The organism is Streptomyces sp. NPDC057137 (assembly GCF_042670825.1).
Classification (GTDB): Bacteria; Actinomycetota; Actinomycetes; order Streptomycetales; family Streptomycetaceae; genus Streptomyces.
Genome location: NZ_JBHUUW010000062.1, coordinates 12514 through 36141 on the forward strand (window position 1 = coordinate 12514; position 23628 = coordinate 36141).

General features: G+C 72.0%; 21 protein-coding genes. 10 read left to right on the top strand and 11 right to left on the bottom strand.

The window, feature by feature from the left end; all coding sequences use genetic code 11:
* The first annotated feature begins 4 nt into the window (after positions 1 to 4).
* Positions 5 to 511, top strand: coding sequence for an HAD family acid phosphatase (locus tag ACFT9I_RS32690; protein ID WP_382570294.1), 507 nt, complete (start codon positions 5 to 7; stop codon positions 509 to 511).
* Between the two features lie 80 nt (positions 512 to 591).
* Here the strand turns inward: ACFT9I_RS32690 and ACFT9I_RS32695 are convergent, their stop codons facing one another.
* On the bottom strand, positions 592 to 816 hold the full coding sequence (locus tag ACFT9I_RS32695) for a dodecin (protein ID WP_382570297.1): 225 nt from the start codon (positions 814 to 816) through the stop codon (positions 592 to 594).
* 225 nt (positions 817 to 1041) lie between these two features.
* On the opposite strand from ACFT9I_RS32695, the gene ACFT9I_RS32700 reads away from it, so the two are divergent.
* From ACFT9I_RS32700 to ACFT9I_RS32710, 3 genes are all read left to right on the top strand, one after another.
* Positions 1042 to 2283, top strand: coding sequence for an extracellular solute-binding protein (locus ACFT9I_RS32700; protein WP_382570300.1), 1242 nt, complete (start codon positions 1042 to 1044; stop codon positions 2281 to 2283).
* 212 nt (positions 2284 to 2495) lie between these two features.
* On the top strand, positions 2496 to 3344 hold the full coding sequence (locus ACFT9I_RS32705) for a GNAT family N-acetyltransferase (RefSeq protein WP_382570303.1): 849 nt from the start codon (positions 2496 to 2498) through the stop codon (positions 3342 to 3344).
* Entirely contained in the window at positions 3341 to 4300 is a 960-nt protein-coding gene (locus ACFT9I_RS32710; protein ID WP_382570306.1) for a lysophospholipid acyltransferase family protein, read from the top strand. The genes ACFT9I_RS32705 and ACFT9I_RS32710 overlap by 4 nt, the downstream gene beginning before the upstream one ends.
* Here the strand turns inward: ACFT9I_RS32710 and egtD are convergent.
* From egtD to egtA, 4 genes are all read right to left on the bottom strand, one after another.
* Complete coding sequence (egtD, locus tag ACFT9I_RS32715) at positions 4195 to 5157, bottom strand: L-histidine N(alpha)-methyltransferase (protein WP_382570309.1); 963 nt, start codon at positions 5155 to 5157, stop codon at positions 4195 to 4197. The two genes, ACFT9I_RS32710 and egtD, sit on opposite strands and share 106 nt — an antisense overlap.
* The gene (egtC, locus tag ACFT9I_RS32720; RefSeq protein ID WP_382570312.1) at positions 5154 to 5909 is read right to left on the bottom strand and encodes an ergothioneine biosynthesis protein EgtC; all 756 of its coding nucleotides are present in this window, start codon (positions 5907 to 5909) and stop codon (positions 5154 to 5156) included. The genes egtD and egtC overlap by 4 nt, the downstream gene beginning before the upstream one ends.
* Entirely contained in the window at positions 5909 to 7231 is a 1323-nt protein-coding gene (egtB, locus tag ACFT9I_RS32725) for an ergothioneine biosynthesis protein EgtB (RefSeq protein WP_382570378.1), read from the bottom strand. Before egtB ends, egtC begins: the two co-directional genes overlap by 1 nt.
* Before the next feature lie 95 nt (positions 7232 to 7326).
* Positions 7327 to 8601: an ergothioneine biosynthesis glutamate--cysteine ligase EgtA gene (gene egtA / locus ACFT9I_RS32730; protein ID WP_382570316.1), complete on the bottom strand. Its 1275-nt coding sequence runs from the start codon at positions 8599 to 8601 to the stop codon at positions 7327 to 7329.
* Positions 8602 to 8764: 163 nt separating this feature from the next.
* Between egtA and ACFT9I_RS32735 the strand changes: the two genes are divergently transcribed.
* Complete coding sequence (locus ACFT9I_RS32735; protein WP_382570319.1) at positions 8765 to 9673, top strand: TIGR02452 family protein; 909 nt, start codon at positions 8765 to 8767, stop codon at positions 9671 to 9673.
* Here the strand turns inward: ACFT9I_RS32735 and ACFT9I_RS32740 are convergent.
* Both ACFT9I_RS32740 and ACFT9I_RS32745 read right to left on the bottom strand, forming a co-directional pair.
* Positions 9658 to 10131, bottom strand: coding sequence for a type II toxin-antitoxin system PemK/MazF family toxin (locus ACFT9I_RS32740; RefSeq protein ID WP_382570322.1), 474 nt, complete (start codon positions 10129 to 10131; stop codon positions 9658 to 9660). The genes ACFT9I_RS32735 and ACFT9I_RS32740 overlap by 16 nt on opposite strands.
* Before the next feature lie 104 nt (positions 10132 to 10235).
* Positions 10236 to 10943 (bottom strand): alpha/beta fold hydrolase, encoded by a 708-nt coding sequence (locus tag ACFT9I_RS32745; protein ID WP_382570325.1) that lies wholly within the window; start codon positions 10941 to 10943, stop codon positions 10236 to 10238.
* 105 nt (positions 10944 to 11048) lie between these two features.
* On the opposite strand from ACFT9I_RS32745, the gene ACFT9I_RS32750 reads away from it, so the two are divergent.
* The 3 genes from ACFT9I_RS32750 to ACFT9I_RS32760 all read left to right on the top strand — a co-directional run bounded on the left by ACFT9I_RS32750 (position 11049) and on the right by ACFT9I_RS32760 (position 13880).
* Positions 11049 to 12134 carry a LacI family DNA-binding transcriptional regulator gene (locus ACFT9I_RS32750; protein WP_382570328.1) on the top strand — a complete coding sequence of 362 codons (1086 nt, stop codon included), beginning with the start codon at positions 11049 to 11051 and terminating at the stop codon, positions 12132 to 12134.
* A 90-nt stretch (positions 12135 to 12224) separates the two neighbouring features.
* Complete coding sequence (locus ACFT9I_RS32755) at positions 12225 to 12542, top strand: hypothetical protein (RefSeq protein ID WP_382570330.1); 318 nt, start codon at positions 12225 to 12227, stop codon at positions 12540 to 12542.
* A gap of 147 nt (positions 12543 to 12689) precedes the next feature.
* Complete coding sequence (locus ACFT9I_RS32760; protein ID WP_382570380.1) at positions 12690 to 13880, top strand: thiolase family protein; 1191 nt, start codon at positions 12690 to 12692, stop codon at positions 13878 to 13880.
* A gap of 33 nt (positions 13881 to 13913) precedes the next feature.
* Here ACFT9I_RS32760 and trxA read toward each other — a convergent pair whose 3' ends face one another.
* A complete protein-coding gene (trxA, locus tag ACFT9I_RS32765; protein WP_382570333.1) occupies positions 13914 to 14339 on the bottom strand; it encodes a thioredoxin in 426 nt (141 codons plus the stop codon).
* A gap of 129 nt (positions 14340 to 14468) precedes the next feature.
* Between trxA and ACFT9I_RS32770 the strand changes: the two genes are divergently transcribed.
* Complete coding sequence (locus tag ACFT9I_RS32770; protein ID WP_382570336.1) at positions 14469 to 15899, top strand: dihydrolipoyl dehydrogenase family protein; 1431 nt, start codon at positions 14469 to 14471, stop codon at positions 15897 to 15899.
* Positions 15900 to 15931: 32 nt separating this feature from the next.
* Here the strand turns inward: ACFT9I_RS32770 and ACFT9I_RS32775 are convergent, their stop codons facing one another.
* Positions 15932 to 16516 (bottom strand): TetR family transcriptional regulator C-terminal domain-containing protein, encoded by a 585-nt coding sequence (locus ACFT9I_RS32775; protein WP_382570338.1) that lies wholly within the window; start codon positions 16514 to 16516, stop codon positions 15932 to 15934.
* A gap of 173 nt (positions 16517 to 16689) precedes the next feature.
* Here ACFT9I_RS32775 and ACFT9I_RS32780 point away from each other — a divergent pair, with 173 nt between their 5' ends.
* A complete protein-coding gene (locus tag ACFT9I_RS32780) occupies positions 16690 to 17706 on the top strand; it encodes an alcohol dehydrogenase catalytic domain-containing protein (protein WP_382570341.1) in 1017 nt (338 codons plus the stop codon).
* A 31-nt stretch (positions 17707 to 17737) separates the two neighbouring features.
* Here the strand turns inward: ACFT9I_RS32780 and ACFT9I_RS32785 are convergent, their stop codons facing one another.
* On the bottom strand, positions 17738 to 21127 hold the full coding sequence (locus tag ACFT9I_RS32785) for a hypothetical protein (RefSeq protein WP_382570344.1): 3390 nt from the start codon (positions 21125 to 21127) through the stop codon (positions 17738 to 17740).
* Positions 21128 to 21235: 108 nt separating this feature from the next.
* Positions 21236 to 23506 carry an ATP-binding cassette domain-containing protein gene (locus ACFT9I_RS32790; RefSeq protein WP_382570347.1) on the bottom strand — a complete coding sequence of 757 codons (2271 nt, stop codon included), beginning with the start codon at positions 23504 to 23506 and terminating at the stop codon, positions 21236 to 21238.
* Positions 23507 to 23628 lie beyond the last annotated feature (122 nt).

Sequence of the window (23628 nt, forward strand, 5' to 3'; positions counted from 1 at the left end):
GCGTGTGACGGACAACAGGCGTGCGACGGGCGACCGCAGACCACTGGCCGTATTCGATCTGGACGGGACGCTCGCCGAGACCGCGCACCGCCAGCACTTCCTGGAGAGCAGGCCGAAGGACTGGAAGGGCTTCTTCGACGCGGCGGGGGCCGACACGCCGCTGGCCGAGGGAGTGGCGCTGGTTCTCAAGAGCGCCGAGGAGTGCGAGATCGTCTATCTGACCGGCCGTCCCGAGCGCTGCCGCAAGGACACGCTGGCGTGGCTGGAGGCGAACGGCCTCCCCGACGGCCGGGTGTTCATGCGCCGCAACGACGACAGGCGGCCCGCCCGCACGACCAAGGTGGAGCGGTTGCGCAAGCTGGCCGCGGGCCGGGAGATCCGGATGCTCGTGGACGACGACGAGTTGGTGTGCGACGCGGTCGAGCGCGCGGGCTTCCGTGTCGTACGCGCCCGTTGGGCGAGCACCTCGCAGGCGCTGAAGGACGGGCAGGAGCGCGAGGGACGTACCTGAGCGGGCCGGCGGACGAGGACCGAGGACCGAGGACCGAGGACCCGCGACCGGGGATCGCGGATCGCGGATCGGCGGCCGCGTCAGCCCGCCGTGTCGCCGTCCTCCAGGCGGAAGCCGACCTTGAGCCCGACCTGGTAGTGCTCGACCTGACCGTCGACGATATGGCCGCGGACCTGCGTCACCTCGAACCAGTCCAGCCCGCGGAGGGTCTGGGACGCCCGGCCGATGCCGTTCCGGATGGCCTCGTCGACGCCGGCCTCTGAGGTGCCGTAGATCTCGGTGACCCGGTAGGTGTGGTTGCTCATGGGGGTCGTTCTCCTCTTCGCGCGGTCGCGGTGTCACTCCACCGTGCCCCACCGCGCGGCGTCGCGCGCGACAGGAGAAGGGCACGACGGAGGCCGCGGGAGGGGCCCCGGGGCTTGACCCGTTCGTTGGTCCATACCAAAATCGCGCGAATACCCGTGCGAGCGCTCCGTGCTTCCCCCACGTCGGGTTCACTCTTTCGTGCCGCACGCCAGAAGGTGACCTACGTGAGAAACCGCTTCCTTGTCTGCTCCGCCGTGTTCGCGTCCTCCCTCGCACTCGTGGGATGCGGAATGCTCCCAGGCGGGGACGACAAGGTCATCACCATCTGGCTCATGAAGGACAGCGTCTCCAACGGATACCTGGAGCGGTTCACCGAGGCGTACGAGAAGGAGAACCCCTCGGTCCGGCTGGAGGTCGAGATCCAGGAGTGGACCGGCATCGGCAAGAAGGTGATGGCGGCACTGGAGGCGGACGACTCGCCGGACATCATCGAGGTCGGCAACACCCAGGTCGCGCAGTACGCGGAGAGCGACGGCCTGCGGGACCTCACCCTGGAATCCGTACGGGACCTGGGAAGCGAGGACTGGCTGCCGGGTCTCGCCGAGCCCGGCAGCATCAACGGCTCGCAGTTCGGCATCCCTTGGTACGCCGCCAACCGCGTCGTCATCTACAACAAGGACCTCTTCGCCGAGGCGGGCATCGACGAACTGCCCAAGACCCGAGCCCAATGGCTGGACATCACGGCCCAACTCGACCAGGGATCCCAGCAGGGCATCTATCTGGCCGGTCAGGACTGGTACACCCTCTCCGGCTTCATCTGGGACGAGGGCGGCGAGCTGGCGGTCGAGGCGGGCGGCGAGTGGGAGGGCCGGCTCGACACCCCCGAGGCCATCAGGGGCATGAAGTTCTACAAGGAGTTGCAGGCGCTCGGCGACGGCCCCAAGGACTCCGACGAGGTCAAGCCGGAGCAGGAGGGCGAGTTCGCCAAGGGCGACATCGCGCAGATCATCGACACCCCCAACTCCGCCGTCCAGATCGAGGAGAAGAACCCCGACCTCAAGGGCAAGCTCGGCTTCTTCCCGCTCCCCGGCAAGACCGCCGGGGCGCCCGGCGCCGTCTTCACCGGCGGCTCCGACCTCATCGTCCCCAAGAACTCCTCGCACCGGTCGGCGGCGGTCGAGGTGGTCAAGGCGCTGGCCGGCGAGAAGTGGCAGACGGAGCTGGCCAAGACCATGAGTTACGTGCCGAACAAGACGACGCTCGCGGACGTCATCGAGGGCCAGGAAGCCACGGCCGCGATGGCGGCGGGCGCCGCGCAGGGGCGGGCGACGCCCAACTCGCCGAAGTGGGCCAACGTCGAGCTGGACAACCCGATCAAGCCGTACATGACGGCGGTCCTCCAGGGCGAGGACCCGAAGACGGCTGCCGAGGCGGCCGTCGCGAAGATCACGGCGGCCCTGCGGTAGATTTCCGGCCGGGGCGGGCTCCGACCCCGTTCGTGAACGGGCTGTTCACCAACGCGTTATCGGTCGGTTCCGGCCATTCAGCCGTCTCACATCCCCGCTCCGCCGGGCTGTCATGTCGAATCCAGCCGGTCACGGAAGAAACAAGGTGCCGGGTCGCCGCGCCAGCGGCGTCCCACCACCGCTCGTTCTTCCGTCCGGCACAGGAGACCGCTATGTCCGCCTCGCCCGCCGTGATCCCCGCCATCCTCCCCGCCCCCGCCGTCGTCCCCGCGCAGCTCCCCCTCCCCACCGCCGCGCCCGTCCCCGCCGTCACACCCGTCCCCGTCCCCGACCAGCGCTATCTCGTCTCCCTCGCCCGCGACCAGGACGACGTACGCGCCGCCCAGCGCCTGCGCTACATGGTCTTCGCCGGCGAGATGGGCGCCCTGGTCGACGGGCCCGAGCCCGGCCTCGACGGCGATGCCTTCGACGCCTACTGCGACCACCTGCTGGTACGCGAGGCCGAGACCGGCGAGGTCGTGGGGACGTACCGACTGCTGCCGCCCGACCGCGCCCGCGCTGCCGGACGGCTCTACTCCGAGAGCGAGTTCGACCTCCGGCGGCTCGACCACATACGCGACGACCTCGTGGAGGTCGGCCGCTCATGCGTGCACCCCCTGCACCGCAACGGCGCCGTCATCGCCCTGATCTGGGCCGGACTCGCCCGCTACATGACCCGCACCGGGCACAACTGGATGGCGGGCTGCTGCTCCCTCCCGCTGAGCGACGGCGGCGCCCTCGCATCGGCGACGTGGCACACCGTCAAGGACCGGGACCTCGCGCCGGAGGAGTACTGGGTCACCCCGCACCGCCTCTGGACCCCGGACAGCGCCACCGTGCCCGCCGCACGCGCCGAACTCCCCGCACTGCTCCGCGGCTATCTGCGGCTCGGCGCCTGGGTCTGCGGCGCGCCCGCGCACGACCCGGAGTTCGGGGTCGCCGACCTGTACGTCCTGCTGTCGCTGCGCCGCACCAACCCGCGCTACCTGCGGCACTTCCTCTCGCTCGCCCCGGCGCGATGAGCGCCTGGCTGCCCACGGCGCCCTGCACCCCGCAGCTCTGCGCCCCCCGGTCCCAGGACACGCGCCGGGGCACGGTCGCCGCGGGCGCGCGGCTGCTGGCCGGTCTCTGCGCCGTCGTCCTCGGGATCCTGCTCCTCCCGCTGGCCGCCCTGTTCGAGGCCGGTCTACGGGACCGGCTCACCAGAGGCTGGACGCGTACGGTGATCCGGTTCTTCGGCGTGCGCGTCCGGGTCGAGGGCGCCACACCGGCCCCGACGCCCGACGCGATACCCGCCCCGGCGCCTGAAGCGCACGGCGGGGTGCTCGTCGTCGCCAACCACATCTCCTGGCTGGACATCCCGCTCGTCGCGACCTTGTTCCCCGGCCGGCTGCTGGCCAAGAGCGACATCCGTCGCTGGCCCGTCATCGGCACGGTCGCGGAACTCGGCGGCACGCTCTTCGTGGAGCGCGACAGGCTCCGCGCGCTGCCGGGCACGGTACGGGACATCCGGGACGCCCTGCGCGCCGGATCCCGTGTGATCGTCTTCCCCGAGGGCAGTACCTGGTGCGGCCGGGACCAGGGGCGGTTCACCGCCGCCGTGTTCCAGGCCGCGCTGGACGCGGGGGTGGCCGTCCGTCCTGTACGGATCGGCTACCGCCCGCTGGGTCCGGCCGCCTTCGTCGGGGACGACCCGCTCGCCGTCTCCCTGTGGCGGACCGTGCTGGCCCGCGGGCTCACGGCGGAGATCAAGGTCCTGCCCCTGATCCCCGCCGGGCGCCACCCGGACCGCCGCTCACTGGCCCGCGCGGCGCAGCGGGCCGTCGCTCAGACCGCTCCCGCTCGGACAGCCCTCCCTCAGACGGCCCTCGCTCACACCGCCGTCGCCAGCGACAGCGCGAACCGCCCGGCCTCGTCCGTCCACCAGTGCGCCAACTCCATTCCCGCCCGCGCCAGTTCGGAGCGCACACTGTCCTGAGTGAACTTCGCGGACACTTCGGTACGCATCTCCTCACCCGCCTCGAAATTGACCACCAGATCCAGCTCGGGGATCTTCACGGTGAGCGCCCGGCGCGCCCTGAGCCGCATCTCGATCCACCGCTGTTCGCTGTTCCAGCGCGCCACATGGTCGAAGTCCGCCGGGTCGAAGTCGGCGCCCAGCTCGCGGTCGACGACGGCCAGCACGTTCTTGTTGAAGGCGGCCGTCACACCTGACGCGTCGTCATAGGCCTTGACCAGTACGGACTCGTCCTTCACCAGGTCCGTCCCGAGGAGCAGCGCGTCGCCGGGCACGAGCATCGCGCGTACCGACGCCAGGAAGTCGGCGCGCTCGTCGGGGAGCAGATTGCCGATCGTGCCGCCGAGGAACGCGACCAGCCGCGGCCCCGGAGTGTCCGGCAGCGCCAGCTCCTTGGTGAAGTCGGCGATGAGCGCGTGCACCTGGAGGTCGGGACGCTCGGCGAGCAGCGCGTCGGCGGCGCCGGTGAGCGCGCTCTCGCTCACGTCGACCGGTACGTAACTGCGCAGCAGCGGCAGCTCGTCGAGCAGATGCCGGGTCTTGTCCGAGGACCCCGAGCCCAGTTCGACCAACGTGCGGGCCCCCGTCGCCGCCGCGATCTCGGGCGCGCGAGTGAGCAGGATCTCCCGCTCGGCGCGCGTCGGGTAGTACTCGTCGAGCGCGGTGATCTCCTCGAACAGTTCACTGCCCCTGGCGTCGTAGAACCACTTGGGCGGCAGGGACTTGGGGTTGCGGGTCAGCCCGTGCAGCACATCGGCGCGCAGCGCGGCGTCGGTGGCGTCCTCGGGCAGGGTGCGGGTCAGTTCGTACGGGCTCACGCGGGGGGCTCCTTGAGGGGAGTGAGCAGGACGTCGGTGCGGGTCGCCGCCAGCAGGGTGTGGTCGGGAACCTCGCGCCAGCGCGGATCGTCGTCGTACGGCTCCGAGGCGACGACGGTGCTGCGGCCGGGCTCGGTGAGATACCAGAGCGTGTCGCCCCAGGCGGTCGCCGTGACCGTCTCGCCGTCCGTGAGCAGCAGGTTCAGCCGGGACTCGGGCGCCGCCTCGGCCACCTCCACGACCGTGTCGGCCAGGGCCTGGCCCATCCCGTCGCCGTCCCTCAGCCGGTGCAGCACCAGCGCCCACACGAGCGCCGAGTCGGTCCGGGCGTCCAGCGACAGCAGTTCGGCGGCGGACAGGGCGGTGGCCAACGGCGCCAGGCTCGACGGCCAGCCGCGCACGGCGCCGTTGTGGCTGAACAGCCAGGGCCCCGAGGCGAACGGTGCCGCCGCCGCCTCGCCGTCCGAGCCCGACTCGGTGGCGTCCCGCACGGCCGCGAGCACCGCGCCGCTCCTGACCGCCCTGGCGAGGTCGACGACGCTCTGATCACCCCAGATGGGCCCCGTGCGGCGGTAGCGCGCGGGCAGCGGATCGCCGTCCGCGTACCAACCGACCCCGAAACCATCGGCGTTGACCGTCCCGTGCCGCTGCCTGCGCGGCTCCCAGGACTGCCGGTACAGCGCGTACTCGGGGCTGATCAGCACCTCGCGCAGCGCCACCGGCGCTCCCACGTAAGCGATATGACGGCACATCAGAGGCTCCCGGCCGAACGGGCGGTACGGAATCCGGCGAAGATCTGCCGGCGTACCGGCAGATCCCAGTTGCGGAAGGTGCCTCGGCACGCCACCTGGTCCACGGCGAACGAGCCGCCGCGCAGCACCTTGTGCGCGTCACCGAAGAACACCTCGGAGTACTCCCGGTAGGGGAAGGCGACGAACCCGGGATAGGGCAGGAAGTCGCTCGACGTCCACTCCCACACGTCGCCGATCAACTGCCGTACGCCCAGGGGCGAGGCGCCCAGCGGATAGCTGCCCGCGGGCGCCGGCCGCAGATGTCGCTGGCCGAGGTTGGCGTGTTCGGGGGTCGGGTCCTCGTCACCCCAGGGGTGGCGCCGCGAGCGGCCGGTGGCCGGGTCGTGCCGGGCGGCCTTCTCCCACTCCTCCTCGGTGGGCAGCCTTCGCCCGGCCCAGCGGGCGTACGCGTCCGCCTCGTACCAGCTGACGTGCAGCACCGGCTCGTCGGCGGGCACGGGCTCGACCGCCCCGAAGCGGCGGCGCATCCACTGCCCGGCCTCCCGCCGCCAGAACAGCGGTGCGGCGATGGAGTGTTCACGGATCTGGTCCCAGCCGGCCGGGGCCCACCAGCGCTCGTCCGTGTAGCCGCCGTCCTCGATGAAGCCCAGATAGTCGCCGTTGGTCACCGGCACCGTGTCCAGGTAGAACGCGGGCACGAGCCGATGGTGCGCGGGCTTCTCGTTGTCCAGCGCCCACGGCTCGGCCGAGGTGCCCATGGTGAACTGTCCCGCCGGGACGAGGACTTCACTCGGCAGGTCCGCCGCGTCCACGGGATCGGGACCCGGCGGCTCCGGCGCGGTGAGCGCGGCGGGGCCGCGTCGCAGCTGATGGGTGATCAGCATCGTCTCGTCGTGCTGCTGTTCGTGCTGCGCGATCATCCCGAAGGCGAACCCGGCGTCCAGCAGCGGACCGCCCCGCAGGGGGCTGCTGTCGAGGATGTCCAGGACCCGGCCCCGGATGTCGGAGGCGTACGCGCGTGCCTCGCCGGGGGCGAGCAGCGGGAGCGTGGGACGCAGCGCCCGGGGGTGCTCGAAGGCGTCGTACACGGAGTCGATCTCCGGCCTGACGGCCTCCCGGCCGCCGACCGTACGGAGCAGCCACTGCTCCTCCTGATTGCCGATGTGGGCCAGGTCCCAGACCAGCGGCGACATCAACGGCGAGTGCTGCGCGGTCAGTTCGGGCTCGTCCACGCAGGAGGTGAGCAGCGCGGTGCGTTCGCGCGCGGTGGTCAGCGCGTCGACGGCCCGGCGCCGCAGCGCCTCCACGGATATCCCGTCCATGGTCTCGCCCGTGGCCTGGTTCGTGGTCCTGCCCGAGGTCTCCTTCGAGGCCCCGTCCGCCCTCTCGGACTCGGCCGGTGTCCCGGCGTTCTCGGTCATGTGCGGAGTTCCTTCCCGGTCGCGGGGACGTCCATATCGTCGGCGGGGCAGCGGCCCGGCACGACGTACCGCTCGTTGAAGGCCGCGACGGCCTCCCGCACGGCCTCGGTGGCACCCGTACGGGGCAGCGCCTCCTGCGCGACGGCGAAGCACTCCACCGCCGCCGCGTGCAGCTCGGGGTCGGCGAGCCCGTCGCGCGCCGCCGTGATCCAGAGCGGATTGCCCGGCGCCGGCAGGGCGCCCGCCGTCTCGGCGAGCGTCTTGACCGTCCGGTACACCGTCTCGGCGGCCTCAGGGTCGTCGAACAGCGCGGTGGTCACCGCCAGCGGCACCATCCAGCCGTCAGTCCCCGGCTGCGCGTCGATCATCCGCAGCTCCAGATGACCGCGCGGGCGTACCGGCGGGAACAGGGTGGTGATGTGGTAGTCGAGATCGGCGCGCACCGGCGGGCGCGGCAGCCCCGACCGGATCCACTCGCGGAAGGAGAGCGCGTCGGGCACGTCCCAGGGACCGTCCGCCGTCCGGACGCACATCACCGGCGCGTCCAGCACGTACGCCGCCCACGCGGCACGCGGCTCCCGCCGCATGTCGGGCGCCTTGGTGCGCGCCGGATCCAGGTCCGTCCACAGCGCCTGCCGGGTGGAACGCCAGCCGGTGGTACGGCGCGCCTGGACGGGCGAGTTGGCGAACGCGGCCACCAGCACCGCGCCCAGCAGATGGGCCAGCTGCCACCGTCTGCCGTACCCGAGCGGGCCCGGCTCCTCATGACCCGCGTCGAGGCACACCTGGACGGAGGCGGACGCACGCATCATGGCGCGGCCCGAGGGGCCGATCCGGTCGAGGTAGGTCTCCATCGCGTCGTACCGCGGCTCCTGGAGGAGCCTGGCCGGTGAGTGCCACGGATCCTGTCCGAGGCCGGTGAGCGTGAGACCGGCCGTACGCAGTTCGCGTCGTACGGCTGCGAGGTCCGCGGCTGTGGAGTCGACGCACTCCATCAGGGAGGCGGCGGGTGCCGAGCTGAGCTCCAGCTGGCCACCCGGTTCGAACGTCAGCGCCGATCGCAGGGGCAGGTCCCGGAGGCCGCCGAAGGCCTTGTCGAGACGCTCGGTCCGAACGGGCAGTTCGGGGTCGTACAGATCGTGCACGAGCCATTCCAGTTCAACACCGACGATGCGGGGCGGCCCTGTCTTGAAACATATGCCGCGCAGCAGCGCCTCGGCGTCGTCCTCGTTGAGAGACGGGCCCTCAGCTGCGAATTCGTCCGACGGCATGGCCGGATCCTCCTGTCGAAGACCGTGACCGGACCCCGTCCCGGGGTTCGGGGCGGGGCGCTTTGTCCAACCTAAGGCCACTCCCGCCGCTTCGCACAAGAGTGCCCCCATGGGCGGGAAACATGGTTGCCCCGAGCGTGTTTCCTCACCGAGGATGCCTGTCATGAGCGCACGGCTGCGGGGGATCGCGAAGCACACCGAGGAGATCGTGGAGGCGGGCGGGTACCGCGCGGAGGACGGCCGTCAGGTGCCGCTCACCGCGCTGCTGGCCGCCGCGACGGAGGGCACCCGGCTGTACGGCCCCGAGCCCGTGCCGGTCACCCCGGACACCTCCCGTACGACATCCTTCGAGGTCACGGGCGAGAGCAGCCTCCAGGCGGCCCGGCGGATGACCTCGGCCGCACCCGGCCCCGTGGCGGTCCTGAACTTCGCCTCGGCACGTAACCCGGGCGGCGGCTACCTGAACGGCGCACAGGCCCAGGAGGAGGCGCTGTGCCGGGCCTCCGCGCTCTACGTCACCCTGCTGCGCGCGCCGGACTACTACGCGCACCACCGGGCCGACCGCAGCCCGTTCTACAGCGACCGCGTGATCCACTCGCCCGGCGTACCGGTCTTCCGCGACGACCGGGGCCGGCTGCTCGACGCCCCGTTCACCGTCGGCTTCCTCACCTCGCCCGCGCCGAACGCCGGGATCGTCGCCCGCGACCGGCCCGAGGAGACCCCTCGTATTCCGGCCACTCTCGCCGCACGTGCCGAACGGGTCCTGGAGGTGGCGGTGGCGGGCGGCTACCGGCGACTGGTGCTCGGGGCATGGGGCTGCGGGGTCTTCCGCAACGACCCGGCGCGGGTGGCCGGCTCGTTCCGGGCGCTGCTGGTCGGAGGCGTCGGAGGCGAAGGCGAAAGTGGCGGGGGCGGGGGCGGTGGCGGCGGGCGGTTCGCCGGCCACTTCGACCAGGTCGTCTTCGCGGTACTCGACCGGACAGCTGATTCGGCCACGCTGGCCGCTTTCCACCGCACGTTCGCGGACGACCTCCCGGCCGGCTCCCGGGTGCCGGCTCAGCGCCAGCCGTAACGCTCCCGCAGCCGCCGTACGACCCGGTCGAACCGCCCCCGGTCGAGCGCGCACGCCTCGCGCCGCATCCCCGCGTCGTGGATCCGCAGCACCCGGTCCAGATCCACCCACGACTCACGGCCCTGCCGGTCCCACGGCCCGACCCCGATCGGCACCCACTCGTGGTCCCGGTCGTGCCGCTTGCTGGAGAGCTGGACGGCGAGCAGGGTACCGGCCGGCTCACGGGCCACCACGAGCACCGGCCGGTCCTTGCCGCGCCCGTCGTTCTCCTCATAAGGCACCCAGGTCCAGACGATCTCGCCGGGATCCGGGTCGCCGTCCCTGTCGGGCGCGTACGAGGTGCGTACGGGCCCGACGTCACGGGGCTCCGCCTCGGTGGTGGCCGAGGGACCGCTCCGGCCGGGCAGTTCGGGCTCGGGGGAGTGGTCGGGGGCGCCGGAGTCGGTGAAGGGCTTCATCCGACCGAAGGTAGAGCCTGGGCGCCCCCGGCCGCCCACCGGGTCCGTCCGGATTCCCCGAACGGATCCCTGTGCAGTTCCCCGCTCGGATCCGGCCCTTCAGTTCAGATCCAGCCTTTCAGCGAGGCCATGAACGCGTCGAAGTCGTCGCGGTGCGCCGTGTGTCCCGCGCCCTCGACCGTCCGGACCTCGAAACCGCGCGACCGCAACTCCGCCGAGTCGGCGGGCGAGACCATGGAGCTCGGATCGGCGACGGTCACCAGCGAGGGCACCACCGGCCGGGCAGGCCGCAGATCCGTGCCGAACGCCGGCGCGATGCCGTATGCCGTCCCCTCGTCCCATACGGCGAGACTCGCCAGCTCAAGGTCCACATCCACCTCGTCCCAGCGGGGGTTGAGCGCGGATATCTCCTCGCGCGAGAGGGTCTTGGCCGCCGCGAGCCGCGCGGGTCCCGCGCTCTCGGTGGCCCCCTCCTCCGGACCCGGCAGATGCCACGCCGGATCGCAGTAGACCGCGCGGCGCGGCGCCAGCCGCTCCACCGCGAGCGCGAGCGCCATCCCGCCCAAGGAGTGACCGATCGCCACCTCGGCCCCGGTGGGCAGTGTTTCCACGAGGTCGTCGGCGAAGTCCTCGGGCGCGTACGGCCCTTGGCCGCTCGACCCGTGACCGCGCAGATCGACGGCGATCACGCGCAGTCCGCGCGCGGCCAGTTCGGGCCCCACCCGCCGCCAGGTCCGATGGTCGGCCATGATGCCGTGGATCAGGAGCGCGACGCGGTCGCCCTCGCCCCAGGTGTGGGTGTGCAGTCGCAAGACAGTCCCTTTCGTACGAAGGTGTGTTTCCCGTGCGGTGAACCGGACAGGACGACGGGCCCAGGACGGGCCGCCGAAGACCTCTCTGGAAGGATGCGGGGGGCGATGAGCCAGTTACCCGAAGAGCCCGCCCCGCCCGCCCGGCGGCCGTCCCCACAGCCGTCCCCGCAGACGTTCCCGGCCCGTGTCGAACGTCCCGTCCCCACCAGCGCCGACGTCGCCCGGCTGGCCGGAGTCTCGCGCGCCACCGTCTCGTACGTCCTCAACAACACCTCCGCCGTACGGATCAGCGAGCCCACCCGCCGCAAGGTCCGCGAGGCCGCCGAGGAGCTGGCGTACGTCCCCCACGCCGCCGCGCGCAGCCTGCGCGCGGGACACACCAGGATTGTCCTGCTCCCCACCGCGCACGTCCCCGTCGGCCCCCTCTACAGCGGCTTCCTCAACGAACTCCAATGGGCGCTGCGGCGGTTGGACTACACCGTCGTCCAGTACGGCAGCCTCGGCCTCGACGGCGACGAGGCGGCGCGCGCCTGGGCCGAACTGCGCCCGGTCGCGGTCGTCTCCCTCGGCGAGATCGCCCTCACCCCCCAAGGGGTGGAGATACTCAAGCGCTCCGGCGCGAAGGCCGTCGTCACGCTCGGCCCGCAGGAGGTCGAGGGCGCGCACGCCCTCGTCCTGGACCAGCGCGAGATCGGCGGCCGCGCCGTGGACCACCTGCTGGAGCGAGGCCGCCGCCGGATCGGCGTCGTGCTGCCGCAGGAGCCGGGCCTGGAGATCTTCTCGGCACCCCGGCTCGCGGGCGCGCGGGCCGCCGCCGCGGCGTCCGCCACCGGCGCCCACATCGAACCACTGCCACTCGCGTACACCGAGGAGTCGGCCGCCGGGCTCGCCGCCCGCTGGGACGGCCTCGGCCTGGACGCCGTCTTCGCCTTCAACGACGAGCACGCCATGCTCCTTATGAGGGCGCTCCAGGACGAGGGTGTCGACATCCCCGGCGGCACGGCGGTCATCGGCGCCGACGACCTGCTGCTCGGCAGGCTCCTGCGGCCCCGGCTCTCCACCGTACGGATCGACCTCGTCACCGGTCAGCGGCTGGCCGCCCTGGTCGACCGGGTCGTACGCGATCCCGGCGGGGAACCGGAGCGGCACGACCTGATGGGGGCGCGGGCCGTACGACGCGAGTCGACCTGACCTCCTGACCTCCTGACCTCCCGGCCCCTTGGCCTCCGGGGCCGCACGGACGACATGCGCGCCGACGGCCCGTTGTCTAGCGTCACCAGCATGAGCACTCATTGGCACCCTTACCCGCGGCGCTTCGAGATCCTGCTGGTACCGGAGCACACCGACGGCCGCGAAGGCCCGCCGGACGCGGCGACCGCGCTGCGCTCGGCCGTGGTCGAGGTGACCGGGGAGATCGGCGAGTCCGGTTACCCGCGCTACGCGGGCGGCGGCATGATCGCGGACATCGACCCGGAGACCCGTACCGTCGAGGGCCTGCTGATCGACGACTACGAGGTGGACTACGGGCTGTCGGCCCGCGTCGTCGACGCTCCCGACAGCCCGGACGCACCCGATGTCGCGGAGCCCCGGACGCGCTGAGCGGTCCGACCGGGACGTTCGCCGCCTCGGTCCCACGCGCGCGCCCCATGAACGGGACGTTCGCCCCCTCGGCTCCGCCCGCGCCTCCCATGAAAGAGTGCGCGAGCGAACAGCCGACCGAAGGGGAGAGAGCCGATGAGCGATCCGATGACCATCCGCGACGTCTACGTCGTCGACGCCGTCCGCACACCGATCGGCAAGTTCGGCGGCGCGCTCTCCTCCGTACGACCGGACGATCTCGCCGCCCATGTCGTGCGGGCCCTCGTGGACCGTACGCCGGAACTCGACCCGGCCAGGATCGACGACGTGGTGCTCGGCGCGGCGAACGGCGCCGGTGAGGACAACCGCGACGTCGCGCGCATGGCGGCGCTGCTCGCCGGACTGCCCGTCTCCGTCCCCGGGGTCACCGTCAACCGGCTCTGCGGCTCGGGCCTCGAAGCGGTCATCCAGGCGGCGCGCGCCGTCGCCCTCGGCGACGCGTCCATCGTCGTCGCGGGCGGCGTCGAGTCCATGTCCCGCGCCCCGTGGGTGCTCCAGAAGCCCGAGCGTGCCTTCCCCGCCGGGAATCAGCAGCTGCACTCCACCACGCTCGGCTGGCGCATGACCAACCCCCGGATGCCCGCCGAGTGGACGGTTCCGCTCGGCGAGGGAGCCGAGCTGATCGCCGACAAGCACGCGATCACCCGGGAGGCGCAGGACGCGTTCGCGCTGGAGAGTCACCGCAAGGCGGCGCGGGCCTGGGGCGAGGGGCTGTACGACGCGGAGGTCGTGCCGTACGCGGGAGTGGAACTCGTACGCGACGAATGCGTCCGCGACAACACGTCCCTCGAAGCGCTCGGCAGGCTCCGGCCCAGCTTCCGTAAGGAGGGCGAGGGGACCGTCACGGCGGGCAACGCCTCACCGCTGAACGACGGCGCCGCCGCCCTTCTCCTCGTGGACGAGGCGGGCCTGCGGGCGATGGGGCGCGAACCCCTCGCCCGGATCAGGACCTCCGCCGTCACCGGCATCGAACCGCAGCTTTTCGGCCTCGGCCCGGTCGAGGCCGTACGCCGGGCGCTCACCAAGGCGGGCCGGGACTTCGCCGACCTCACCACCTTCGAACTCAACGAGGCTTTCGCCGCCCAGTCGTTGGGCTGCCTCGCCGAATGGCCCGAGCTGGACCCGGCAGTCGTCAACCCGCGCGGCGGCGCGATCGCCATCGGCCACCCGCTGGGTGCCTCCGGCGCGCGCCTCGCGGGCTCCGTGGCCCATCAACTGGCCGCGGCGGGCTCGGGAACCGGTCTCGCCGCGCTGTGCATCGGCGTGGGCCAGGGACTCGCCCTCGTACTGGAACGCTGACGCGCGCGGGCCGCACGCGCCGCCTCAGGGGCTTTACGCGCCTTCGCCGGTGCCGGCGGCACCGGCGGTACCGGCACCCGGCGACTCCGCCTTCGCGGCGGCCTCCGCCTCGGCGACCGACTTGCGGACCTCTTCCATGTCGAGCGCGCGCGCCTGCCCGATCACGTCCTCCAGGGCCGTCTCGGGCAGCGCACCTGGCTGGGCGAAGACCGCGACGTTGTCCCTGACGATCATCAGCGTCGGGATGGAGCGGATCTCGAACGCCGCCGCCAGCTCCTGCTGCGCCTCCGTGTCGACCTTGGCGAAGACAAGGTCGTCGTGGCGCTCGGACGCCTGCTCGTACACCGGGGCGAACTGACGGCACGGACCGCACCAGGAAGCCCAGAAGTCGATCAGGATGAAGTCGTTCTCCGACACCGTCCGGTCGAAGTTCTCCTTGGTGAGTTCCACAGTGGCCATGACCTGATACCTCTTCCTGTTCTCTCCGGATGAAGCCGCCTCGCACAACGGTGGGTGCCACCGCCGTATTCCTCGCCCATTCCCGAAGATCGTGTGGCCATGCGGCGGGCACCGCACCAGACTGGGCCCATGACGGAAGCCATTGAGTACGACGTTGTGGTGCTGGGCGCGGGACCGGTCGGGGAGAACGTCGCCGACCGTGTCAGGGCCGCCGGGCTGAGCGCGGCGATCGTCGAGAGCGAACTGGTCGGCGGCGAGTGCTCCTACTGGGCGTGCATGCCCAGCAAGGCCCTGCTGCGCCCGGTGATCGCCCGTGCGGAGGCACGCCGCGTCCCGGGGCTGAGCCCGGCCGCACAGGGCCCGCTCGACATGCCGGCCGTCCTCGCGCACCGCGACGACTACACCTCGCACTGGAAGGACGACGGCCAGGTCGGCTGGCTCGACTCGATCGGCGTCATCCTCCACCGAGGCCAGGGCCGGCTCGACGGCAAGAAGAAGGTGACCGTCACCGACGCCGAGGGCGGCGTACAGGTCCTCACCGCCCGCCACGCGGTCGCCGTCTGCACCGGCACCAGCGCCGTCGTGCCCGATCTGCCGGGCCTGGCGGGAGCCAAGCCCTGGACGAGCCGCGAGGCGACCAGCTCCCCGAGCGTGCCGGACCGGCTCGTGGTCGTGGGCGGGGGAGTGGTCGGCGTCGAGATGGCCACGGCCTACCGGGGGTTCGGCTCGGACGTCACGCTTCTTGTACGGGGCGACGGTCTGCTGCCCCGTATGGAGCCCTTCGTGGGGGAACTGGTCACCGAGTCGTTGACGGAAGCGGGCGCCTCCGTACGGATGGGCGTCTCCGTCGCCTCGGTCGAGCGCGACGGAGGCACCGGACCGGTCACGGTGGTCCTCGACAACGGCGAGCGGATCGAGGCGGACGAGATCCTCTTCGCGACCGGCCGGGCGCCGCGCACCGAGGACATCGGTCTGGACACCGTCGGACTGAAGGCGGGCTCCTGGCTGACGGTCGACGACAGCTGCCGGGTGGAAGGCAGTAACTGGCTCTACGCGGTCGGCGACGTCAACCACCGCGCGCTGCTGACCCACCAGGGCAAGTACCAGGCCCGTATCGCCGGCGCGGCGATCGGCGCCAGGGCGCAGCACGTACCCCTGCTGGAGACCGACCGCTGGGGCGCCCACACGGCGACCGCCGACCACGCCGCCGTCCCGCAGGTCGTCTTCACCGACCCGGAGGTCGCCTCGGTCGGTCTCACCCTCAAGGAGGCCGAGGACGCGGGCCACCGGGTCCGCGCGGTCGACTACGACATCGCGAACGTCGCGGGCGCCGGTCTGTACGCCGACGGCTACCGGGGCCGCGCACGGATGATCGTGGACCTCGACAGCGAGACCCTGCGCGGCGTGACGTTCGTGGGCCCGGGGGTCGGCGAACTGCTCCACTCCGCCACGGTGGCCGTCGCGGGCGAGGTCCCGATCGATCGCCTGTGGCACGCGGTGCCGTCCTATCCGACGATCAGCGAGGTGTGGCTGCGGCTGCTGGAGACGTACCGCGGCTGAGGCGACGGTCGCGCTTACGGTCCGCGCGAGGACTACGGTCGCGGCCGTGCCAGCAGGGTGCCGAAGACGATGTCGAAGAAGGCGTCGAAGGACTCCGAGGTGCGGTCGGACCGTGCCCCGACGATGGCGCCCTCCCACGCGTTGAGGACGAACCGGGCGGTCTTCGCCGTGTCCAGGTCCGCCGCCACCGCGCCGTCGCGCGCCGCTTCGGCCAGCACGTCCGTGATCTTCGCGTGCCACTGGTCCAGGCCCTCGCGTACGGCCGCGCGGATGGTCTCGCTGTGGTCGGCGATCTCCAGGCCGAAGTTTCCGAGCAGGCAGCCATGGGTGTACCCGTAGGCGGCGATCTCGTCGCGGAGGAATTCGAAGTGGGCACGCAGGCGCGGTAGCGGCGCCACGGATTCGTCCGTCAGGTCCTGGAGCCGGCGCCCCGCGCCGTAGCGCTCCAGGGCCACCACGCCGAGCGCCTCCTTGCTGGCGAAGTGGTTGTAGAAGGACCCCTTCGGTGTGCCGGCGGCGTCGGTGATGTCCTTGACGCCCGCCGCGTTGTACCCGCGGGCGTGGAACTGCGCCAGCGCGGCCTCGACCAGTTCCTCGCGCATGCTCTGCCTAGCCATCAGATGCTCCCTCCACTGCTCCCTCCACGTGAAATATGGTCGGTCGTCTTGCGGTTGTCAACCGGCCGCTCCGGCGGGGCGGCGCACTGTTTGACAGCTTCAAGACGACCGGTCATATTGGAAATGGTACAGCGAGAGGGAACGCAGCCGGATTCCTGAGGAGAGGCATCATCATGTCGACTTATCGAGCATTCGAAGTGACAGGCAACCGGAACTTCCGCCTCGTCGAGCGCGAGACCGTCGCTCCGCTCTCCGGCCAGGTGCGGATCCGGGTCGAGACGTGCGGCATCTGCCACACCGACGTCGTGGCCGTGGAGGGAATGCGCGGCGACGCCGACCAGCCCCTCGTCCCCGGCCACGAGATCGTCGGCACCATCGAGGCCGTCGGAGACGGCGTACGCACCTGGCACGTGGGCGACCGCGTCGGCGTCGGCTTCCTCGGCGGACAGTGCGGTGAGTGCGAGCACTGCCGCCGCGGCGACTTCGTCAACTGCGAGGACCAGCCCCGGACCGGAACCACCGTGGACGGCGGATACGCGGAGATCGTGTACGCGCGGGGTACGGGGCTCGTACGGATGCCGCCCGACCTGAACTCACTCGACGGCGCACCGCTGCTGTGCGCGGGCCTCACCACGTACAGCGCGCTCGCGCAGATCGACGCCCGGCCCGGGGCCCTCGTCGCCGTGCAGGGGATCGGCGGCCTCGGGCATCTCGGCGTGCAGTACGCCGCCAAGCTCGGCTACCGCGTCGCAGCGATCGCCCGTGGCGCCGAGAAGGGGCCGCTGGCCGAGCGGCTCGGCGCGGACCACTACATCGACAGCGCGAGCGAGGATCCCGGCGAGGCGCTGCTCAAGCTCGGCGGGGCGAGCGCGATCATCGCGACCGCCGCCAGCGGGGCCGCGATGTCGCCGCTGGTCCCCGGTCTCGCACCGCGAGGACAGCTGCTGGTGCTCGGCGCCGCGCCCGATCCCCTCACGGTCTCCACCTCGGACCTCATCTTCGGCACCCGCTCGATCACCGGCAGTCTCACCGGCTCCGCCGTCGAGAACGAGGACAACCTCGCCTTCACGGCGCACCGTGACATCCGGCCGATGGTCGAGACCCTTCCCTTCGCCGACGCGCCGAAGGCCTACGAGCGGATGCTGTCCGGCCAGGCGCGCTTCCGTGTCGTGCTGGACATGGGCGAGTGACGGCACGGGCACCCGCGGCGCGGCCCCGGGCTCACTCCGTACGGATGACCGCCGCCAGCGCGGCGTCCCGTACGTCCCCCGACGGGTGACGGCGCAGGGCGCGCAGAGCCGTGCGCCAGTCGTCCGGCCAGCCGAGGCGCTTGCCGATGCCGGACACCAGGGCGACGGCCAGGAGGCCGGTGGCCGGGTTGCCGGTCGTGGCCAACCGGTCGGCGACGGCCAGGACCGTGGCCGGGTCGGACGGCAGGTGGCCGGAGCCGAGCCGGCTGCGCAGGCGGTCCGCCGTTGCCGCCGCCAGGGCCGGGCGGCCGTCCGCGTTGGCCGCCAAGTCCCTCAGTCGCGCCGTGAGTTCGGGGAGATCGGCGTCCATGTCGAGGAGTGCGCGGAGCACGTCCGCGCGTGCCCAGGCGAGTGACGGCTCGTCGGCCAGCTGGGTGGCCACGGCCGCCAGCACCGGACGGGCCTCGGGCGTCGGCCGGTTGGCCAGGGGGCCCAGAAGCGCGAGTGCCCGCTGCCGGGACGGCAGGTCCCTGTCCGGTGCGGCGTCGGGGTCACCGGCGGCGATCGCCGGGAGCAGCGTCGCCAGTGTGCCGTGCAGCAGGCTCCCCGGCGCGGCCCCGCCGACAGGGTGCGGCAGCCCGGAGACGGCCAGGTTGACGATCGTCGTGGTGGCGTGCCGCCAGACCGCGCGTGACCCGTCCCCCTCGCCGAGGTCGGTGACCCGCTCGGACAGCCCCTCCACGGCCTCCGGCGCGTACCGCGCCCACTGGAGGAGCGCCCACACCCCGGCCGCCGCCGCCTTCGGGTCCGCCGACCGGCTCACGTCGCCCACCAGGCGGGCATAGCGGGGCCGGTGGACCTCCGGCAAGGACGGGGCCGCGGTCCGTACGACAGCCTGAAGTACCTGCGGCGCGCCTTCCGTGGCCGACGTGAGGACGGACCAGGTCTGCTCCTCGGAGAGCAGTTCGGTCGAGAAGGCCACGACGGTCGCCCGTACGTCGGGGTGCTGGGCCGGCGCGTGGAAGGCCGCCGAGAGCAGCGCCGCGGCCCGGGGGAGCGGCAGGTGGGTGGCCGCCAGCCGTACCGCCTCCTTCCGGCTCGTCACCTTCACGCCCTCGTCGGCGGTGAGCACCGCGCCCAGCCGCTCGGCGAGTTGGGACGGCGCGACGAAACGCGCGGCGCGGGACGCGGCGTGCACGGCGACCCGGGCGCGGTCGTCCCCGACGTGGGCCAGCAGCACGGGAAGCGCCTCCTGCGGCTCCGCCGCCCACACCAGCGCGGCCAGCGCCGCCTCGGCCAGCACCACCTCCTGGGATTCGGCGTACCGCAGCGCCAGCGCGCGCCCGTGCTCCGGGACCGTCGCGGCCGCCCGGATCGCGGCGGCGCGCCGGTGGAGCGGCTGCGACTCGTCGCCGGCCGCCGCCGCGGCCATGGCGCCCGCCGCAGCCTGCTGGCGCGGCAACCAGCGGTCGGCACAACGGAGATCGGGCAGCGGCTGACGCGTACCACTTCTGAGGAAGCGGCCGTACGGCGGCGGCCCGCCGAGCAGCACATCCAGCAGATCGGTCCGACGGGCCGTCAGAACCCTTTCCACCGGGGCGAGTACGGCCGCGGACGGTTCGAGCTCCAGAATCCTGGCCACCCGCTCGCCCCGGGTCGACGGCGGCTTGAGCCAATGGGCCGCCGCTGTGGTGAACGCGGTGTCGTCGCCGTGCTTCAGGGCGTCTTCGAGCAGCCCCTGGAGAACGGGCATCCGGTGGGCCCGCCTGCCGAGCGAGGCCGTGAGCGTGAACAGCGGCAGATGGTCGCCCTTGTCCGCCGCCGCGTCCAGCCACGGGCGCAGCGCGTCGAGCACTTGGTGCTCCTGGCCGCGCCGCAGCGTCCGGTCGAGCGCGCCGAGCCTGCCCACCCCGACATGGGCGGCGATCCGTTCCAGGGCGCTCAACGCCCAGACCACCAGGGCCTGTTCGCCGTCCACCGCGTTCTCGCGGAGCAGGGCTGTCGCCAGCTTCCGGACGGCCTCCGTGGTGGCGTCGGAGATGTCCCGCGACTCCAAGGCGTCCCGCAGGACTTGGTCCAGCGTCCGCGCGCCCTCGGCCGTGAACAGGTCGGGGCGCACATCGGCGAGCGCGCGGAGCGCGGCGCCGCGTACCGGATCCTGCTCGTTGCGCAGCCGGAGCAGCTCGGTCAGCGTCTCGTGCACGGCCGCCCGGTCCCGGGAGCGCGCGGCGTTGGCGACCAGCAGCGGCCAGGCGAGTATGCGGTCGGCCGCGTCCGGTCGCCGGGTCCCCGCGAGCAGCTCGGTCCGTGCCTCGGCGACCGGGCCGTACGCGACCAGCTCCAGGACCTCGTACCAGGATCCGCCCGTCTCACGGCGCCGGGCCGCCCACCGGCGGGCCTCCGCCCAGCGCTGTTCGCGCGGCAGCAGGGCGAGCACCGGCAGCACGTCGCGGGCGTCCACCTCGACGCCCTCCGTCACCAGGTCGAAGAAGTCGCTCCGGCGGTGCGGCGGCAGCGCCTTGAGCAGATCGAAAACAAGGTAGGGGCGGTAGTCCGCCCAGTAGCGTCCGAGCGCGGGCAGCGAGGGAGGGTCGGCGTGGACGATCCGCCGCAGGACGGACGCCGACGGCTGCGGCGGATTCGGCGGCCCGCTCCGGTCCCGCGGCAGCAGCAGCCGTACGGTGCGCTCCGCGTCGACGGCCACCAGCTCGTTCAGCCGCTGGACCAGCGCTGCCGGAAGCGGGTCGGGACCGTTCCGCTCCAGCATCGACAGCACCCGCTCGGCGCGGGCAGAGGCGGCCGCGGCCATCCCCTCCGCCCAGCGGCGCCAGGCGGCGTCGCGCTCGGAGCGCGGGCGGTCCGCGAGATCCCGCTCCGCGTGGTCGAGGACCTGATCGGGGAAGTTGAGGCCGAGCTTGGTCCAGGACTCGACGGCGTACGAGAGTTCGGGCAGCGCCGCCGCCACGAACTCCGCCGAACAGACCGGCAGCAACTTGGCCGCCGTGTAGTCACCCCACCGCGCGCGCAGCCTCGGCACCAGGCGCTCCGCCAGTGCCGTACGCCCGCTCGCGAGCACCACCTCGCCCAGCCGCTGCCGGGTGTCCGCCGAAGCGTCCTCGTACGCCGCCTCGATCGCGTCGTCCGGCAGCGGAAGCGTGCGGGCGGCCCGCAGCGCGTAGGCCCGTACCACCGGGTCCCGGTCGGTCAGCCACTCGGCCAGGAAGTCCGTGTGCCGGCCGACCAGCGCGGCGAACGCCGCGAGCCGTCGCTCGTACGTGCCGCGGACCGCCAACTCGGCGACCAGGGAGGGTAGTTCGTCACCCACTGGCAGTGAACGGACGCTGCGGGCAAGATGCTTGAGGCGGTCCGGGTACGACAGCGGTTCCAGTGCGGCCAGCAGACGGTCGACGGTGAGTGACATGACCGTGATTGTGCCGGGAGGAGTGCGGGGAGCCCAGCGGATATACGCGGGCGGTGCCGCTCCCACGTACCGTTCCGCCGGGCTCCCCGAGCACGCCCCCCTCGCGTGCTACGCGCCTGTACCGACGTACTCCCGCAGATGCCGCGCCGTGACCGTGTCCGAGTGCGCCACCAGATCGGCCGGCGTACCCGTGAAGACGATCTGCCCGCCGTCGTGCCCGCCGCCCGGACCCAGGTCGACCAGCCAGTCCGCGTGGGCCATCACCGCCTGGTGGTGCTCGATCACGATCACCGTGTTGCCCGCGTCCACCAGCCGGTCGAGCAGCGCCAGCAACTTGTCCACGTCCGCCATGTGCAGCCCGGTCGTCGGCTCGTCGAGGATGTAGACGGAGGACTTCTCGGCCATCTGGATCGCCAGCTTCAGCCGCTGCCGCTCGCCGCCCGACAGGGTGTTGAGCGGCTGGCCGAGCCGCAGATAGCTCAGCCCGACGTCGTTGAGCCGGCCGAGGATCGCGCGCGCCTGCCCCGAGGTGAAGGCGTCGTACGCCTCAGCGACCGACATCGAGAGCACCTCGCTGATGTTCTTGCCGTTCAGCCGGTAGGTGAGCACCTCGGGAGTGAACCGCTTGCCCTCGCACTCCTCACAGACGGAGGCGACGCCCGCCATCATCGCGAGGTCGGTGTAAACGAGCCCGAGACCGTTGCAGTTGGGGCAGGCGCCCTCCGAATTCGCGCTGAACAACGCCGCCTTGACACCGTTGGCCTTGGCGAAGGCCGTCCGGATGGGGCTCAACAGCCCTGTGTACGTCGCCGGGTTGCTCCGCCGCGAACCCCGGATCGGTGACTGGTCGGCCACCACCACGCCGTCCCTGTTGGAGAGATAGCCGTGGATCAGCGAGGACTTGCCCGACCCCGCCACCCCGGTGATCACGCTCAGCACACCGGTCGGGATGTCGACGGCCACGTTCTTCAGGTTGTGCAGATCGGCGCCCTCGATGGACAGCTGCCCGTTCGGCTCGCGCACCGACTCCCGCAGCCGCGCCCGGTGTTCGAGATGCCGCCCGGTCAGCGTGCCCGACGCGCGCAGCCCCGCCACGTCGCCGGTGTAGCAGATCTGCCCGCCCGCCGTACCGGCGCCGGGACCCAGATCCACCACATGGTCGGCGATCGCGATGACCTCGGGCTTGTGCTCGACGACCAGCACCGTGTTGCCCTTGTCCCGCAGCCGTAGCAGCAGATCGTTCATCCGCCGGATGTCGTGCGGGTGCAGCCCGATGGTGGGTTCGTCGAAGATGTACGTGGCGTCGGTGAGGCTGGAGCCGAGATGCCGCACCATCTTCACGCGCTGCGCCTCACCGCCGGAGAGGGAGGACGAGACGCGGTCCAGGCTCAGATAGCCGAGTCCGATCTCGACCAGCGACTCCAGCAGGTCCCGCAGATTGCCGAGCAGCGGCGCCACGGCCGGGTCGTCGATCTTCCGCACGTACTCGGCCAGATCGCTGATCTGCATCGCCGAACACTCGGCGATGTTCACACCGTTGACCTTCGAGGACAGCGCGGCGGCGCTCAGCCGGCTGCCGCCGCAGGACGGACACTCGGCGAAGACCACGGCCCGGTCCACGAACGCCTTGACGGGGGCCTGCATCGAGTCGCGGTCCTTGACCAGGACCGTGCGGTTGACCTTGGTGATGAGGCCTTCGTACGTCATGTTGTTGGAGCCGACCTTGACCTTGGTCGCGGTCTTGTGGAGGAAGACCTCCCACTCCTCTGGCGTGAAGTCCTTGAGCTTCTTGTCCGGGTCGTAGAAGCCCGAAGCGACCATGATCTGCCAGTACCAGGCGTCCACCTGGAAACCGGGCACGGTGATCGCGCCCTCGTTCAGGGAGAGTTCGCGGTTCACGAGCTGGTCGATGTCTATCTTGGACACCTGACCGATCCCCTCGCACTCGGCGCACATGCCCTCGGCGGCGTTGAAGCTGAAGGCGGTCGAGGTCCCGATGTGCGGGGTGCCGAGCCGGCTGAAGATGATCCGCAGCATGGTGTACGCGTCGGTCGCCGTGCCCACCGTGGAACGGGAGTTGGCGCCCATCCGCTCCTGGTCGACGACGATCGCGGCGCTCAGATTGTGCAGCGAGTCGACGTCCGGCCGGCCCATGCTCGGCATGAAGCCCTGGACGAAGGCGCTGTACGTCTCGTTGATCAGGCGCTGCGACTCGGCGGCGATGGTGCCGAAGACGAGCGAGGACTTGCCGGATCCCGAGACGCCGGTGAAGACCGTGAGCCGGCGCTTGGGGATGTCCAGCGAGACCTCCCTCAGGTTGTTCTCGCGGGCCCCGCGGACCTGGATCACATTGTGGCTGTCGGCGGCTGGGATGTTCACGGACTGCTCCTCGTGATTCTCGGCGAGGAGCTAGCGTACACCGTACTCAGAGGTAGTCGCACATACATTCGAAATGATACCGCTGCTCGTCCTCGTCGCGTGTCAAGTGTCGAGTGCGGGGA

Coding starts and splice junctions, on each gene's coding strand:
- ACFT9I_RS32695 (WP_382570297.1), bottom strand. CDS start 816: ATGAGCAACCACACCTACCGGGTCACCGAGATCTACGGCACCTCAGAG.
- ACFT9I_RS32705 (WP_382570303.1), top strand. CDS start 2,496: ATGTCCGCCTCGCCCGCCGTGATCCCCGCCATCCTCCCCGCCCCCGCC.
- ACFT9I_RS32710 (WP_382570306.1), top strand. CDS start 3,341: ATGAGCGCCTGGCTGCCCACGGCGCCCTGCACCCCGCAGCTCTGCGCC.
- egtC (WP_382570312.1), bottom strand. CDS start 5,909: ATGTGCCGTCATATCGCTTACGTGGGAGCGCCGGTGGCGCTGCGCGAG.
- egtB (WP_382570378.1), bottom strand. CDS start 7,231: ATGGACGGGATATCCGTGGAGGCGCTGCGGCGCCGGGCCGTCGACGCG.
- egtA (WP_382570316.1), bottom strand. CDS start 8,601: ATGCCGTCGGACGAATTCGCAGCTGAGGGCCCGTCTCTCAACGAGGAC.
- ACFT9I_RS32735 (WP_382570319.1), top strand. CDS start 8,765: ATGAGCGCACGGCTGCGGGGGATCGCGAAGCACACCGAGGAGATCGTG.
- ACFT9I_RS32740 (WP_382570322.1), bottom strand. CDS start 10,131: ATGAAGCCCTTCACCGACTCCGGCGCCCCCGACCACTCCCCCGAGCCC.
- ACFT9I_RS32750 (WP_382570328.1), top strand. CDS start 11,049: ATGAGCCAGTTACCCGAAGAGCCCGCCCCGCCCGCCCGGCGGCCGTCC.
- ACFT9I_RS32755 (WP_382570330.1), top strand. CDS start 12,225: ATGAGCACTCATTGGCACCCTTACCCGCGGCGCTTCGAGATCCTGCTG.
- ACFT9I_RS32760 (WP_382570380.1), top strand. CDS start 12,690: ATGACCATCCGCGACGTCTACGTCGTCGACGCCGTCCGCACACCGATC.
- trxA (WP_382570333.1), bottom strand. CDS start 14,339: ATGGCCACTGTGGAACTCACCAAGGAGAACTTCGACCGGACGGTGTCG.
- ACFT9I_RS32770 (WP_382570336.1), top strand. CDS start 14,469: ATGACGGAAGCCATTGAGTACGACGTTGTGGTGCTGGGCGCGGGACCG.
- ACFT9I_RS32775 (WP_382570338.1), bottom strand. CDS start 16,516: ATGGCTAGGCAGAGCATGCGCGAGGAACTGGTCGAGGCCGCGCTGGCG.
- ACFT9I_RS32780 (WP_382570341.1), top strand. CDS start 16,690: ATGTCGACTTATCGAGCATTCGAAGTGACAGGCAACCGGAACTTCCGC.
- ACFT9I_RS32785 (WP_382570344.1), bottom strand. CDS start 21,127: ATGTCACTCACCGTCGACCGTCTGCTGGCCGCACTGGAACCGCTGTCG.